Source organism: Paraburkholderia sp. 22099 (assembly GCF_052045835.1).
Lineage (GTDB): Bacteria > Pseudomonadota > Gammaproteobacteria > Burkholderiales > Burkholderiaceae > Paraburkholderia > Paraburkholderia terricola.
Window position 1 is genome coordinate 15,738 of sequence record NZ_JBQEPU010000004.1, and the last position, 14,039, is coordinate 29,776.

Here is a 14,039-nt window from a genome sequence, read left to right on the forward strand (position 1 = left end):
CGCTCGCTGACTCGATCTCCACGCATACGGGCCAACGACGCCAACGACGCCTCGGGGCGGAACGTCACCGGCACGATTGAAAGCATCGCGTTTCAGACCAATATTCTTGCGCTTGATGTTGAAGTGGAGGCGGCACGAGCGGCAGAGGAAGGACGCGGCCTCGCCGTGGTCGCCTCTGATTCGTATGCACTCAATCAGTGATACGTCGTCGTCGACGACTGCAGCTTCGTCAGCACGCCGCGCTTGAATCGGAACCAGCCTTGCGAGCCGTGCATCACGACTTCATCGCCTTGCCAGAACACGCGCCTGACCGTCATGCGGATACCGGAGCGCTGCACAAGCGGCGGACGGCGGCGAAAGTCGTACAGCACCGGGCCGGAATCGGTCTGCACGAGCGTGCGCGTGACCGTGTCGTTTGCGTGGCCCACGTCATCGAAATGCGTGAGCGTGTTCGCGCCGAAGCGATCGAAAACCTCGTTGTCGAGCATCGCCGTCCAATCGTGGTCGGCGCGCACGAATTGCAGTTGGCCCGAGGGCGTGCCGAGCGGGCCGGACGCGTTGCTTTGCGCATGAACGCAAGTCGCGAAAGAACTCGCCGCGAGCGCTGCGACGAACAGTCGTCCGAGGTTGCCTTTCAGGTTCAGCGGCGTCTCCCGCAACGGAGCGCGACTCGCCATCGTTCGTTGGAACATTGTCATCGATCTGGTCCACACCGTCATTGTTATTAACGAAGCGGCGATGGTACTTCACCCGGCAATCGAAGGCGACGCGAAGCGGCTACTACCCCACTCCTACTCCGCCCCCATCCGCGTCCCGTCCACGAATCTTTCGGTGGCGTCGTCGATCCGGCGCCCTCGGCGTCCCGTCGGACCATAGACATAAATCGATTTCACGTCGACCCGCTCGTCCGTCACGGCGGGCGGAGGCGACATGGCATAACGCACCATGCGTGCGTGGTCGCCGAGTTGCAATCGCGGATCGAAAACGGAATCGAATTTCCACAACATCCGCACGAAGTTGGTCTGGCCGCGCAGCAACAGCTTGCACGCCTGCCCCGTCGCGCCCCGCAATGCGGTCCAGCCCAGGTGCTTGCGATTGAGTACCTGCTGCGTGCGCACCAGTTCCGTATAGAACTCATCGAGCGGCAAACGGGTCGGCAAAACCGCATGCTGTATGTCATACAACCGATAATCCAGGCTGGTCAGCCTGCGTTGCTCGCGCAGCCAGATTTCGGTGCCGGGATAAGGCGTGTTGACGCTGATATTGACGATCTCCGGTATCTCCAGGCACCAACGCCGGATGGTTTCGAAGCGCTCGCGGTCCCAGTCGGGGTCGGCAATCAGATTGATCGCGACGGTGATCCCCAGCGAGCGGGCAAACTCCAGCGCCTCGAAATTTTTGTCCAGCGTGATGCGTTTGCGGAACGCCTTCAGGCCCTCCGCATCGATCGCCTCCATGCCGATGAACATGTACTCCAGTCCGAGGCGGCGCCAGAATCGAAACACGTCCTTATTGCGCAACAACACATCGCCGCGTGTCTCCAGGTAATACCTCTTTCGAATTCCCCGGCGCTCGATCGCCTCGCCGATCTGCATGCCGTGCTCGGCATGAACGAACGCCACGTCGTCGACGATGAATACGCCCGGCTCGCGTATCGTCGCCAGTTCGGCGACGACCTGTTCCGGGTGGCGCGCGCGGTAGCTGCGGCCATAAAACGTCCACGCGCTGCAGAACGCGCAATCCCAGGGGCAGCCTCTCGCAAACTCGATCGAGGCGCAGGGGTCCAGCACGCCGATAAAATATTTTCTCCGATGCCGCAACAGATCGCGCGCCGGGCGCAGCGTATCGAGCGACTGCGCGAAGCACGGCGGCGGCCCTTCGCCATCGCGCGTGACCACACCGGGCACACGCAGCAGATCGCCGCCGCGGGCAACCGTCTCCAGCAAGGCGGCGATCGAGGCCTCGCCTTCGCCGCGGAGCACGCAGTTCACCGCGCCATCGGCATGCCGCAGCAGATCGGCCGCGACAAACGAGGCGCTGTGTCCGCCGACCAGCACGAAACACTGCGGCAGCGCAGCCTTGATCGCTTTCGCGAGATCGATGATTTCGGGGATGTTGGCGAGATAGTTGCCCGAGAAACACACTACGTCGGGTTGCCAACTTCGTATCATGCGGTGCAGGTCGCGGTGCGTCTCGGCCTGCAGGTCGATGAGGCGGACCTCGTGACCGGCGTCCCGCGCGACGGCCGCCACATACTCGAGTCCAAGCGGCTCCAGACGCAGGAACACGCGCGTGTACATCAAACCGCTGGGATGAACCGCAAGCACCTTCATGAAAATCTCCCGCAAGAGATAAACCAGCGGTATTGCGCCCCCAGACGGCCGCGCGCCCTCAAGCGTGCGCACCCGCCCCCAGCAGATCTTCGATCATCACGCGCCGGTTGCGCGGCACGCGGCTTTGCTGATCGCCGCGGCAATCCCGGCCAGCCCCGATCTCCGCGATGCCGCGCGCGCCACGCTCGTTGCCAACCAACGAGACGTCGCCGGCCGGGCATTCACGATTGCCCAGCCCCGCGCAGATGCTTGATAAACAGGATTGCCGCGGCCGGCACATGAACAGTGCCGAACGCGACGACGAACACAAGCCACCGGGACTCCGCGAGTCCCGGCACCAACACGCTGACGACACCGCAAGCACCGCCCACCAGTATCAGGACGCCATGCGCGATTACCCTGTGCCCGGCGCCGCGGGTGAACATCGGGATTGCGTAATGCACGTAACAGACGACGCCGATCAGAACCAGGCCGATAACGAGCATCGGCGCCATGCCGCGCCTCCCGGAACCCGCATCGCGCCGCGCCGGCGCGACTCCGATCCCTTACTGACTGGCGCCCGAAGCAGGCGCCATCGCCGCCGGGCCGCTCGCGGCGCCCGGCACGCCGGCGGTATTGTCGGCCCGCTTGCAACCCGCCGCACCGAGTATCGTCGCTGCAATCAACGCGCCCATCCAGAATCTCTTGGTACCAGGCTTCATCGCTCATCTCCTGTTTTGCCGCTGAGGTGCCTACCCGCTTGCATGGTCCGTACCCAGTGACACGCGACTCACGTCCAGCCTGCGTTTCAGGCAGGTATCGCCACGCCGCGGCGTCGCGGATTGCTGCAATGCCCCCACGGGCAACCGTTCGGAATTTGTAGTTGTTGCCTACCGGCTTGCACATCTGACCGATGCGGGAACGCCCGCGCGACGGCGAGCGACTCCGATACGCAGCATGGAACGCACGATGCTTGCCACAAGTGAAATGGCCGGTCACTGGCCTTCACGCTGCAGCGAGTTGTGGCAATACGCGAGGCCTTTATGTCATCGAACCCGTCATCGAACCCGTCATCCAATTCGTCATCCGATCCGCCGATCCCCGATCAACCCGCGATTCCCGATGCACCGAGCCCGGGCAAGCCCACCGATGTACCCGACGTCGGCGCGCCTGAGCCGGAGCCGGATCAGACACCCGATTCGACCCGCCGCGGTTAATAACGCAGGCGGCGAATCTGGACGAATAGGTTGCGCGCGGGGTTGCGCGCGGAGGTGCGCGATAAGCATGACGCCGTCGCGGTAACGCCGCCTTCGAGTGCAACCGGTCATTCAATGTGGAAGCGCACACCATGCAGTTGCAAGCTTCGGTGCTCGCCGCCTGCATGGCGGCGGCTGCGGCGGGCGCGGCCGCCTGGCTCGCGGTGCGCTGGCGGCAACTCGAGCGCACGCCCGCGCTGAGCGAAACAAGCCGCCGCGCCGGCATCGACGGGGGCTACGTGCAAGCGGGAGCGTTCCGCATGTTCTACCGCTTTCATCGCGGACCGCCGGATGCGGCGGATCGTGCGCCCGTGGTGCTGGTTCATGGCCTCGTGATTTCGAGCCGTTACATGGAGCCGCTCGCCGGCGTGCTCGGTCGCCGGTTCCGGGTATTCGCGCCGGACTTGCCGGGCTTCGGCGAAAGCGCGCGCGTGCCACCCGCGCGCCGCCGTGCGCTGTCGATTGCGGAACTCGCCGACGCGCTGCATGCATGGATGCACGCTTGCGGGATCGAGCGCGCGATGTTCATCGGCAATTCGTTCGGCTGCCAGATCCTCGCGGAATTCGCGATCCGTTTTCCCGAAGCCGTCGAGCGGCTGGTCATGCAAGGGCCGACCACCGATCCGCGTGCGCGCACCTTGCCGATCCAGGTTTGGCGCGACTTGCGCAACGGTCGCCGCGAACAGCCGCGCTCGCCGGCCCCGATCGGGCGCATCGACTATGCGAAAGCCGGCCTGCCGCGTGCGATCGCGACGATGCGCATCCTGATCCGCGACCGGATCGAAGAGCGGCTGCCGCGCGTCGCGGCACCGACCCTGGTCGTGACCGGCACGCGCGACCCGGTCGCACCCTGCGCGTGGGCGGCGCGCGCCGCGCGGCTGCTTCCGCACGGCACGCTGCTCATCGTCGACGGCGGCACGCATACGCTGAACTACGTGTACCCGCACGCGTTCGCGCTGCTCATCGCGCCGTTCCTGTGCGGCGACGCGCAGCCGGTCGCGCGCGATCTGGAGAACGCTCGATGAACCGCCCCCCGCGCGGCCTCGCCCGCTTCGATTCCGCCGCCGGCATGGCGCTCGCGCTGGCCGACTATCTGCACGGCCGGCCATTCACCAGCCCGAGCCAGTCGCCGCTGCTCGACCGCGTGATGCCCGCGTTCAATCTGCTGCCGCGCCGCGCGCGCGAGTGGGCGTACTCGATCGGCGGGATGACCGAGGGCATCGACGCGCGGCGCGCGCGCCACTTCGATATGGAACGGGTTGCCGAGTGGCTCGTCGGGCTCTATCCCGAGCGGCCGTACCCGGCGGTATTCGTCGGCTCGTCCAACGGCGCGCTGACTCATCTGGCCGCCGCGCTCGGCGTGCCGTGGCTGCCGCAGACGTTCCTCTGCCCCATACGCGCGTTCAGCGATCCCGACGACGCGCAGCGCGGCTTCGAAAAAGGGCGGCCCATTGTCGACGCGCTGCTCGCGGCCGACAGCCGGATCGCGGTGCATCACATGCAGGACCCGAATCAGGACCGGCTGATGTTGCGTTCAATGAGCTATTTCCGGTTGAAGTACCGCGCGCTTCCGCTCGGCTACCGGGAGTTTCTGTTACGCAATCTCCCGCGCGGCGCAACGATCTACGTCGACGCCTGTTCGCGTTCGTGGCCGGTCACGCGCACGAGCGAACGATCGGTATACCAGTTCGGCGCGACGGGTGGCGCGACCGAGGACGAATACCTGCATGGCGGCGCGCGCGTGCGCGAGTATCTGGCCCGCTACGGCCGCGCGCGAACGCACTGGCGGCCGCCCGAGCCGAACGACGTGTCGCCTGAGGCGGAGTGGGGATTCGACACGGCGCTAGCCGACGACGTCGCCGCGCTCGCGCGGCAGATGGACTGGCGCGTCGTCCGAATCGACTTTTACGAACCCGAAGCGTTGAGCTTCGCCGCCGCCGCCATCCATCGCGAGTGGTATCGCGACGCGGAAATCCGGCCCACGCGGCTCATCGTCGATTCGTTTCTGCTGATGGACCCGCTGACAACGCTCGAACTGCACGCACTGCCGTTCTGGCTGCTGTTCTGCGTGGAGCCGTCGGCCGATGCGCTGCAACGCTTTCTCGATGCCGAAGGACCGTTCGACGAGATCGACCTGATGCTCTTCTCGCACGGCACCGAAAGCATCGGGCTCGCATCGATCGAACGATGGCGCGCGCTGCTGGACAAGGCGACCCGCAGCGGACGTTTCATTGGCGTCGATACCGCGCGCTATCCGCGGGACTTCGCGACGTTCGTTCAGTTCGGCCGCGCGCTTGCCCGAATGCAACCTCGCTCGGCGGTGCCGCCGGCCATGACACTGGCGCGCTTCGAAACGTTGCTGCGGCAGCATGGCCCCGCGTATGCCGTGCATTGCGCCGAGCTTGCGCCAAAAACGCGCGTGCCGACATGAGGGGGCATTCGGAATGCTCGTGAGTGAACAGGCTTGTCAACGGACGCAAAGGAGGCAACATGAGAGCGCTTTTACGATCTATCGCCGCTGCCGCGCTTGGCGCAGCGGCAATGTACTACCTCGACAACAACTCGGGCCGCCGGCGCCGGGCCATGTTGCGTGACAAGCTCGGCTCCACCGGCAGGCGGATCGTGAAGCGGTCGCGCTCACAGGCGAGGCGGGTGGCCGGGTCCGCCTACGGCATGCTGCATCACGCGGTATCGAGCGCGCCGACTTCCGATCAGCAATTGACCGAGCGCGTGCGCGCGCGCCTCGGTCGGACCGTACGCACGCCTGGCGCGATCGACGTGACGGTGGACGGCCATGTCGCGTGCGTCGGCGGCCATGTGCTGGCCGACGAGCACGACAAGGTGATTCGCGAGATACGCGGAGTGCCGGGCATCGAACGCGTCGACGACCGCTTGTGCGTGCATCAGCAGCCGGGCAACGTGCCCGAGCTACAGGGCGCGGTAAGGCACTAATAGGAGCGACGCGCCATTCGCGCGTGCGTGCGAAGGTCGGCACGACGCGCGACGCGTACTCGATCGATCACGCGGTGTTGGCTCGCGCTCGGGCTTCACCGCGCATCCCGTCGGCGGGCGGCGTGCATCGAATAGCACGTCGACGCCGCGCTCCGATCCACTGAAATTCGATCCGCGTGACGGCGACCGGCTCGCTTGCGGCCCCATGCCGAAATCCTTACAAATCCATTAATCCATCCGCACGGTTATTCAATAGCCGGCTTCATGAATGAATTCCCGACTCTCGGCAATCCGCCTCGGCCCACTTCATGGGATGGAATTGAAATTCGTAAATCCATGCGCTTTCTAATTGCAGCAATTGTTAAACATAGCAATGCTCGGTCCTGACCTAGGGGTTTTAGTAGACAAACCAAAAACCATATGCGAGAGTTTCGCTTAACACTTACTGGAACTTTCCGGCTTGCGCCAAGTCAAGAAACGCCCACTTCGAGGTCAAGATTTGCGTGGTCGGTTCACCCGGTGCGGAACATGTTCGGAACAGAAAAAATGGCGCCGGGAGCGCATGCATGGGCGTTTTCCATGTAGCGCCGGCATGATCGCAGCACTTCATTGGGGCCGGTCACTATGAGCATTCCGGGTAGAACAATTCAAGGAAAACGTTTGGCACGCCAACGACCCCGCTCAGCCAGGCAATTGACGCCCCTTCACGCAATTGACATCGATATGCCGTTGCCTCTCGGACCTTCATAAGCTGATGGTCCGCCGCATTCCGCATCGCAATGCGAATGCAGAAAAAATAGAAACTGTCTAGCCGTTTTTTATCCATACCTTCCTTCTGTGAATTTAACAGTCAGGAGGATGGCGCACGTCCGCTTTTAGCATCTCCAAGCATCAAATATTGAATAAATAAATACAGCTCCCGTTAATAACGCGACGCAGCGCCGAGGTCTTTTCTTTCGATTCATGCATGTCCTCATTCGAAAGGAAGGTGGAAACGCGCGGGCGCAAAACATCGAACAGGAAAAACATGAACAAGGCATATCGGACCATCTGGAACGACGCATTGGGCAGCTTCGTGGCCGCGTCGGAATTCGGCAAATCGCGCGGCAAGGGGAAATCGGGTGCCGGGGCCGCCGTCTGTGACGGCCGTGACGGCCGTGACGGAGGTGACGGAGATGACGGGCGAAGCAATCGGCGCGACGGGCACGGCGCCAATCCGCGCGCCGTCACTTTATTGTTGTTGATGGGCCTGGGTGGATGGGGTGTACAAGCGCAGGCGCAGGTGAGCTGCTCTGGCGCACCCTACTACTTCTTTAGCGGCAGTGCGTCGTGCATGGGCGTTCAGTCCTCAGCGACCGCCGGCGGGGCCACTGCGGTAGGTTATGGCGCCAGCAGTAGCGGACTCAATGGCGTCGCCGTCGGCTTTCAAGCCATTGCCTCCGGCGTCAACTCGATTAACGTGGGCGCGCGCACCGCTCCGGGTACCGGCGCGACCGCACAGGCGGCGATCGCTATCGGTACGGACGTCACCGCTAACGGTTCGTCGGCCATCGGTATCGGCCTGCAAGCCGTCTCTAGCGGCAACGTGTCGACTGCCGTCGGCCCCTCGGCGAAAGCAACCGGAGACAACAGCGTTGCACTGGGTGCGAGCGCCAGCGCTGCCGCGTCGGGCGCGGTGGCACTGGGCAGCGGAGCCATAGGTTCGCAAGCCAACGGTTTAGCCGTGGGTTCGGGAGCCAATGCCACGGGTGTCAACGCCATTTATCTGGGATCGCGCACCGGCGCGGGCACCGGTTCGTCCGGCACGTCGTCCATTGCGATTGGCACCGACGTCACCTCCAACGCCGACTATGCCAACGCGATCGGCTTTCAGGCGGTGGCCGGCGGGCCCGCCTCCATCGCGATGGGTTATACCGCCAACGCCTCCGGCACGCACGCCGTCGCGCTCGGCTTTCAGGCCATCGGCAGCGGCCTCAACTCGGTGTATCTGGGCGCGCGTACCGTCGCGGGCACGGGCGCAACGGCGGACGGGGCCGTGGCCGTCGGCACGGATGTGAAGTCCAGCGGGCTCTCCTCGCTGGCCGCGGGCACGATCGCCGTCGCCTCGGCGCAGAATGCGGTGGCGCTGGGGGCGGGAGCCCACGCCACCGGCCTCAACGCGCTCGGCATGATGGTCGGCTCCAGCGCCAGCGGCGCAAACTCCATCGCGCTGGGTGGGTCCGATTCCGTCGCGGAAGGCGGTTCGTCGGCGCCAGCGGCGGTGGGCGGCGCGGCGGCGGCGGGCATTCGCGCCATTGCGATCGGCGCGGGCGCCAGTTCGGCGGGGGCCTCGTCCATCTCGATCGGCGATTCGGCTCAGACGGGGGCCAATCCCAACGCCATCGCCCTGGGCACGAATGCAACCGCGTCGGCAGGCAGCGCCGTCGCGTTGGGCAATCAGACGGTTGCGAGCAACGGCAATGCGACGGCGGTTGGCTTCACGTCGCAAGCCCTCGCGGCGTCGACCGTGGCGATCGGCGACAGCAATACGGTGGCAGCCGCAGCCGGCGCGGGTTCGTTCGCCGGCGGACAGAACTCGCAGGTGCTCGGCGGCACGGGCGCTGTGGCGCTCGGTCAGGCGCAAACGGCGAGCGGCAACGGCGCGGTCGCGATCGGCGATCCCAATAGCGCGGTCGGCAACGGCGCAATCGCGGTGGGCGCGAACAATACGGCGACAGGCGATGGCGCGGTGGCCGAAGGCAACGGCAATATCGCCAACGGCCAGGGCGCGGTCGCGCTCGGCAACGCCAGCAACGCGAGCGGCGCGAGCGCGCTGGCATTCGGCGATACGGCGGTGGCGAATCAGGCCAATGCGATCGCGCTGGGCGCGGGCGCATCGGCCGGCAATGCGAACGCGGTGGCGCTCGGCTCGGGCAGCACCACGGCGACGGCGGTGGGGACGAGCAGCATCACGGTGGGCGGCATCACGAGCGCCGTGGCGGGCACCACGCCTGGCAGCACCGTGAGCGTGGGTTCGGTCGGCAGCGAACGCACGATCACCAACGTCGCGGCGGGCCGCGTGAGTTCGGGCAGCACCGATGCGGTGAACGGCAGCGAGTTGTATGCGACGAACCTGGCCGTCAACAACCTGACCAACGGCGCCACCGGCCCGTTCGTGTCGAACAATTCGGTGACGTCGGTACAGCCCGTATCGTCGGGCGCGAACGCCGCCGCCGGCGGCTTCGGCGCGTCGGCGACGGGCGCCGCCTCGCTGGTGGTCGGCAATCAGGCAACGGACAATGGCGTCGCCAACTCCACCGTGCTGGGCCAGGGCGCGAGCATCGCGAGCGGCGTGAGCGGCTCGAACGTGGCGCTGGGTCAGGGCTCGTCGGTCACCACCGCCGCGGTGCCGACGGGCAGCGGCGTCATCAACGGCACCACGGTGACCTACGCGGGCGGCACGCCCGCCGGCGCGGTCAGCGTCGGCACGGCGGCCGCGCCGCGTCAGATCACCAACGTGGCGGCCGGCCAGGTGAGCGCGGCGAGCCTGGATGCGGTGAACGGCTCGCAGCTCTTCGCCACCAATACGGCGATCACGACGGTCGGCACTCAGGTCACGAACCTGGGCAACAGCGTGGCGTCGAGCCTCGGCGGCGGCAGCACCTACAACAGCACGACGGGTGCGCTGACCACCAGCCTGAGCTACGGCGGCAACACCTATACGTCCGTGCAGAGCCTCGTCAACGCGTTCACCGGCGGCGGCACGACGCCGGGCATCAAGTATTTCCACGCGAACTCCACCGCGCCCGACAGCCAGGCGCTCGGCGCCGACAGCGTCGCGATCGGCCCGAACGCGGTTGCCAACAACGCAGGCGATATCGCGTTGGGCTCCGCCTCGCAGACCACCGCGGCAACGCCCACCCCGAGCACGACGATCAACGGCACGGTCTACGGCTTCGCCGGCGCCGCGCCGACCAGCGTGGTGAGCGTGGGCGCGCCAGGCGCCGAGCGGCAGATCCAGAACGTCGCCGCGGGTCAGGTGAACGGAGCCAGCACCGATGCGGTAAACGGCTCGCAGTTGTACGCGACGAATCTGGCCGTGGACAACCTCGCCAGCGTCGTGACGGCCAACAAGACGCACTACTACAGCGTCAACGACGGCGGCACGCCAGGCGGCAACTACAACAACGACGGCGCCAGCGGCAGCAATGCGCTGGCGGCCGGCATCGGCGCGACCGCAACCGGCGTGAGCAGCTTCGCCGGCGGCAACGGCGCCGCGGCGCAGGCGGACAACGCGCTCGCGTTGGGCGCGCTGTCGAACGTCTCGGTGACCGGCGGGGTCGCGATCGGCTCCGGCGCGATCTCCGATCGCGCGGTGCTCTCGGGCATCGGCTCGATCGCCAACGGCACGCACGCGATTCCGTTCAACACGTCGGATCAAACCTTGCTCGGCGCCGTGTCGTTCGGCAGCGCGGCGGGCAACACCTATCGCCAGTTGACCAACGTCGCGGACGGCACGCAGGCGCAAGACGCCGTCACCATCAGGCAGCTTGCCGGCGCGCTGTCGTCGTTCGCCGTGACCGGGCAGTTGTACTTCCACGCGAACTCGGCCGCGGCGGATTCGCTCGCCGTGGGTGCGGAGTCGATCGCCGTCGGTCCGACGACGGTGGTCAACGGCGACAACGGCGTGGGCATCGGCAACGGCGCGATCGTCGATGCGACCGCGCCGGGCGGCGTCGCGATCGGCCAAAGCTCGAACGCGGCGCAGGCGGACGCGATCGCGCTCGGCAGCGGCTCGATCGCCAGCGGCGCGCAATCGATCGCGCAAGGCGCGAACGCGAGCGCGGCGAATGCAGGCGGTATCGCGATCGGCTCGGGCGCGCAAAGCAGCGCGATCGACGCGCTCGCATTCGGTTCGGGCGCGCAGAGCAGCGCGACCGGCTCGGTCGCGCTCGGCTCGGGCGCGAGCGCGTCGATGGCGAACAGCGTCGCGCTGGGTGCGGGATCGGTGACGACGGTCGGCGCGTTGAGCAATTACATCGCGTATGGCTTGAGCAGTCCGCAGTCGTCGGCGGGCGAGGTCAACATCGGCAACCGGCAGATCACCGGCGTCGCGGCCGGCAAGGCCGGAACCGATGCGGTGAACGTGTCGCAACTGGATGCCGTCTCGACCCAGTTGACCTCGCTGATCAACCAGCGGACCAGCAATACCGGCGGCAGCTTCACGTCCACGCCGGGCACGCCGGCGCCGCCGGCCTCCAGCGGCTCGAATTCGTCGGCGGGCGGACAAGGCGCGACGGCTTCCGGTTCGAACAGCACGGCGGTCGGCAACAGTTCGCAAGCCAGCGCGACCGGCGCGACCGCGGTCGGCGTGGGCGCGGCCGCTACCGGGAATAACTCGGTGGCGCTCGGCGCGGGCAGTACCGACGAGGGCCGCAGCAACGTCGTATCCATCGGCTCGACTTCCGATCCGCGGCAAGTGGTGAACGTGGCCGCGGCAACCCAGGGCACCGACGCGGTCAATCTGAATCAGCTCAATGCCGGGCTTGCGCAAGCGAATGCCTATACCGATCAACGGATCAATCAACTGCAATCGGGCGTGAACTCGGTCGCGCGCAACGCCTATTCCGGCATTGCCGCAACCACTGCCTTGACGATGATTCCCGAGGTCGACAAGGACAAGACCTTGTCGTTCGGCATCGGCACGGCGGGCTTCCGGGGTTATCAGGCGGTGGCGCTCGGGGGCACCGCGCGCATCACCGAGAACATCAAGATGAAAGCGGGTGTCGGCATGAGCCCTGGCGGCACCACCTTCGGCATGGGCGCGGCCATGCAGTGGTAACGCGCGGACCGTCATCGCTCGAATGCGAACGCGATCGTGCGTTCGCAACGCAAGCACGAAACAACACGTGTGGAGAACAACATGAAGCAGCTTTCTGGATGGGGTTTATCGCTGAGCCTTGCTTTTTTTGCCGGATGTTCGGCTGCCTCCGGGCCGACCTTCAACGCTTATACCCTCACGGCCGAGGACGGTTCGAAGCTTCATCAGGTCGAATGTCATGGTCTTTTCGAGGGGCCCGCGACCTGCATGAAGGTGGCTCAAAAGATCTGCCGCGGAGAACCGGTTCGCGCGGTGCAAAAGGTGGGGGCCCTGCAAGCGGACAATGAGGAAACCGATGTCACGCGGCGACTCACCTTCGCGTGCGGTGCCGCGCCGGGTGCCGCACCCGCGGCGGCTTCGCAGCCCGCCGCAGCCAGGCCGCAAACGGTCGCCCGCTTCGCCTTGCAAACCGATGCGCTGTTTGCCTTCGGACAGTCGAGCCTCGCTTCGATCTCGCCTGGCGGCGCGGCAGGCCTCGAACAGGTCGTCACGCGTATCAAGCAGTTGAAAGGGGTGGAGTCGATTTCGGTCGTGGGCCACACGGATCGCATCGGGCCCGAGACGGTGAATCAGCGGTTGTCGCTGGCACGCGCCGAGACGATACGTGAATACATGATCGATCACGGACTGAACGGCGAAACGATTCACACGGCGGGAGCGGGTTCACGCGAGCCGACAAGCCAATGTCCCGCCGGCGAAAGCCGCGCGGTTATCGCTTGCCTTCAACCGGACAGGCGCGTCTCGATCGAAGTACGGGCGCAGTGAACGCAGTGAAATGACTCAGGACTCAGCGCCGAACGGACTCGCGATGAACGCGCGAGCCGCCAGCGCTGATCGGAACGGCCCGGCTTGCGCGCATGCGACGGGCCACTGAAGCGGCCTGCCTGCGTTGGCTACAGATGGCGCAACGCGAGCCGCAAGGCCGGCTTACTTGACTGTCTGCAGCACTTCGAAGCCTTCGAATTCCGGGTGGCCGAGATACAGCGATCGGGTGCCGCCGCCGGCGTTCCGGTGCGCAGCGCGGAATGCCTCGGATTGCGTCCAGCCTTCGAACGCCGCATGGTCCCGCCAGATCGTATGGCTGGCATACAGAACGTGGTCTTCTCTTTGAGGGCCCTTCAGCAGATGAAACTCCACGAAGCCCGGCACTTCCTTCAGATGCGTGTCGCGGCTGGTCCACAACTGTTCGAACTCGGGTTCAGCCCCGAGCGCCACCTTGAAACGGTTCATGGCGATGTACATGTCCGATGTCCTTTGACGAAATGATGCGATGCTGGATGCACGACGATGACCGCCTGATTCTAATCGGTCTTGCTAGCCGTTGAGGCCGTGCGTCCAGCATGAGCGCATCAAGGCGCGCCTGCGCGCCACGCGCTCAGGTTGCGCCAGGACAATCGGATGGCACCTGTCCCCTGTCATCCAATCCCGACATTGGACGGGCGATGCCGTGGGAGCCGCCGATCCCGCCGTACCGCCCGCCGTGCCGGATTCACATCGTCCTCGCCGAGATGGGCGTACCGGCCGTGACGCGTGCCCTTCTGTATGACCTCGTCGGAAAGGGACTGCGCGATCAGCCACGTGGCCAACGCACCCGCAAAAATTGCCGCCATTGAAGCAACGATCAGGTTTTCCATGCCGAACCCCCGTGAACTTTCAATC

The 14,039-nt window shown here is 65.8% G+C and carries 11 protein-coding genes and 1 pseudogene; 6 read left to right on the top strand and 6 right to left on the bottom strand.

Going from position 1 to position 14,039, the window contains the following annotated elements; all coding sequences use genetic code 11:
• Positions 1-33: 33 nt before the first annotated feature.
• A pseudogene (locus ACTJLC_RS05355) lies at positions 34-198 on the top strand (methyl-accepting chemotaxis protein); the annotation flags it as partial.
• Here ACTJLC_RS05355 and ACTJLC_RS05360 read toward each other — a convergent pair.
• From ACTJLC_RS05360 to ACTJLC_RS05375, 4 genes are all read right to left on the bottom strand, one after another.
• Positions 195-677, bottom strand: a complete 483-nt coding sequence (locus ACTJLC_RS05360) for a hypothetical protein (protein WP_083080928.1) — start codon at positions 675-677, stop codon at positions 195-197. The pseudogene ACTJLC_RS05355 and the gene ACTJLC_RS05360 sit on opposite strands and share 4 nt — an antisense overlap.
• Positions 678-791: 114 nt before the next feature.
• Positions 792-2,333, bottom strand: coding sequence for a hopanoid C-3 methylase HpnR (hpnR, locus tag ACTJLC_RS05365; protein ID WP_310127987.1), 1,542 nt, complete (start codon positions 2,331-2,333; stop codon positions 792-794).
• A 221-nt stretch (positions 2,334-2,554) separates the two neighbouring features.
• On the bottom strand, positions 2,555-2,827 hold the full coding sequence (locus ACTJLC_RS05370; protein ID WP_143031942.1) for a hypothetical protein: 273 nt from the start codon (positions 2,825-2,827) through the stop codon (positions 2,555-2,557).
• 51 nt (positions 2,828-2,878) lie between these two features.
• Complete coding sequence (locus tag ACTJLC_RS05375; protein ID WP_159442568.1) at positions 2,879-3,034, bottom strand: hypothetical protein; 156 nt, start codon at positions 3,032-3,034, stop codon at positions 2,879-2,881.
• A gap of 626 nt (positions 3,035-3,660) precedes the next feature.
• Here ACTJLC_RS05375 and ACTJLC_RS05380 point away from each other — a divergent pair.
• The 5 genes from ACTJLC_RS05380 (at position 3,661) to ACTJLC_RS05400 (ending at position 13,145) form a co-directional block, all read left to right on the top strand.
• The gene (locus tag ACTJLC_RS05380) at positions 3,661-4,593 is read left to right on the top strand and encodes an alpha/beta fold hydrolase (RefSeq protein ID WP_310127989.1); all 933 of its coding nucleotides are present in this window, start codon (positions 3,661-3,663) and stop codon (positions 4,591-4,593) included.
• On the top strand, positions 4,590-5,999 hold the full coding sequence (locus ACTJLC_RS05385) for a hypothetical protein (protein ID WP_310127991.1): 1,410 nt from the start codon (positions 4,590-4,592) through the stop codon (positions 5,997-5,999). Before ACTJLC_RS05380 ends, ACTJLC_RS05385 begins: the two co-directional genes overlap by 4 nt.
• A gap of 59 nt (positions 6,000-6,058) precedes the next feature.
• Positions 6,059-6,520, top strand: a complete 462-nt coding sequence (locus tag ACTJLC_RS05390) for a BON domain-containing protein (RefSeq protein WP_073429190.1) — start codon at positions 6,059-6,061, stop codon at positions 6,518-6,520.
• Between the two features lie 1,027 nt (positions 6,521-7,547).
• Complete coding sequence (locus ACTJLC_RS05395) at positions 7,548-12,341, top strand: YadA-like family protein (RefSeq protein WP_440843312.1); 4,794 nt, start codon at positions 7,548-7,550, stop codon at positions 12,339-12,341.
• Between the two features lie 81 nt (positions 12,342-12,422).
• Entirely contained in the window at positions 12,423-13,145 is a 723-nt protein-coding gene (locus tag ACTJLC_RS05400; RefSeq protein ID WP_310127995.1) for an OmpA family protein, read from the top strand.
• Positions 13,146-13,307: 162 nt separating this feature from the next.
• On the opposite strand, the gene ACTJLC_RS05405 is transcribed toward ACTJLC_RS05400, so the two are convergent.
• Positions 13,308-13,622: an antibiotic biosynthesis monooxygenase family protein gene (locus ACTJLC_RS05405; RefSeq protein ID WP_073429191.1), complete on the bottom strand. Its 315-nt coding sequence runs from the start codon at positions 13,620-13,622 to the stop codon at positions 13,308-13,310.
• A 173-nt stretch (positions 13,623-13,795) separates the two neighbouring features.
• Positions 13,796-14,014, bottom strand: a complete 219-nt coding sequence (locus ACTJLC_RS05410) for a hypothetical protein (protein WP_083080937.1) — start codon at positions 14,012-14,014, stop codon at positions 13,796-13,798.
• Between the last annotated feature and the right edge of the window lie 25 nt (positions 14,015-14,039).

Bases quoted from the DNA above. Each gene is read 5' to 3' on its own strand.
- ACTJLC_RS05400 (WP_310127995.1), top strand. From the start codon at position 12,423: ATGAAGCAGCTTTCTGGATGGGGTTTATCGCTGAGCCTTGCTTTTTTT.
- ACTJLC_RS05370 (WP_143031942.1), bottom strand. From the start codon at position 2,827: ATGGCGCCGATGCTCGTTATCGGCCTGGTTCTGATCGGCGTCGTCTGT.
- ACTJLC_RS05390 (WP_073429190.1), top strand. From the start codon at position 6,059: ATGAGAGCGCTTTTACGATCTATCGCCGCTGCCGCGCTTGGCGCAGCG.
- ACTJLC_RS05375 (WP_159442568.1), bottom strand. From the start codon at position 3,034: ATGAAGCCTGGTACCAAGAGATTCTGGATGGGCGCGTTGATTGCAGCG.
- ACTJLC_RS05410 (WP_083080937.1), bottom strand. From the start codon at position 14,014: ATGGAAAACCTGATCGTTGCTTCAATGGCGGCAATTTTTGCGGGTGCG.
- ACTJLC_RS05385 (WP_310127991.1), top strand. From the start codon at position 4,590: ATGAACCGCCCCCCGCGCGGCCTCGCCCGCTTCGATTCCGCCGCCGGC.
- ACTJLC_RS05360 (WP_083080928.1), bottom strand. From the start codon at position 677: ATGGCGAGTCGCGCTCCGTTGCGGGAGACGCCGCTGAACCTGAAAGGC.
- ACTJLC_RS05405 (WP_073429191.1), bottom strand. From the start codon at position 13,622: ATGTACATCGCCATGAACCGTTTCAAGGTGGCGCTCGGGGCTGAACCC.
- hpnR (WP_310127987.1), bottom strand. From the start codon at position 2,333: ATGAAGGTGCTTGCGGTTCATCCCAGCGGTTTGATGTACACGCGCGTG.
- ACTJLC_RS05395 (WP_440843312.1), top strand. From the start codon at position 7,548: ATGAACAAGGCATATCGGACCATCTGGAACGACGCATTGGGCAGCTTC.
- ACTJLC_RS05380 (WP_310127989.1), top strand. From the start codon at position 3,661: ATGCAGTTGCAAGCTTCGGTGCTCGCCGCCTGCATGGCGGCGGCTGCG.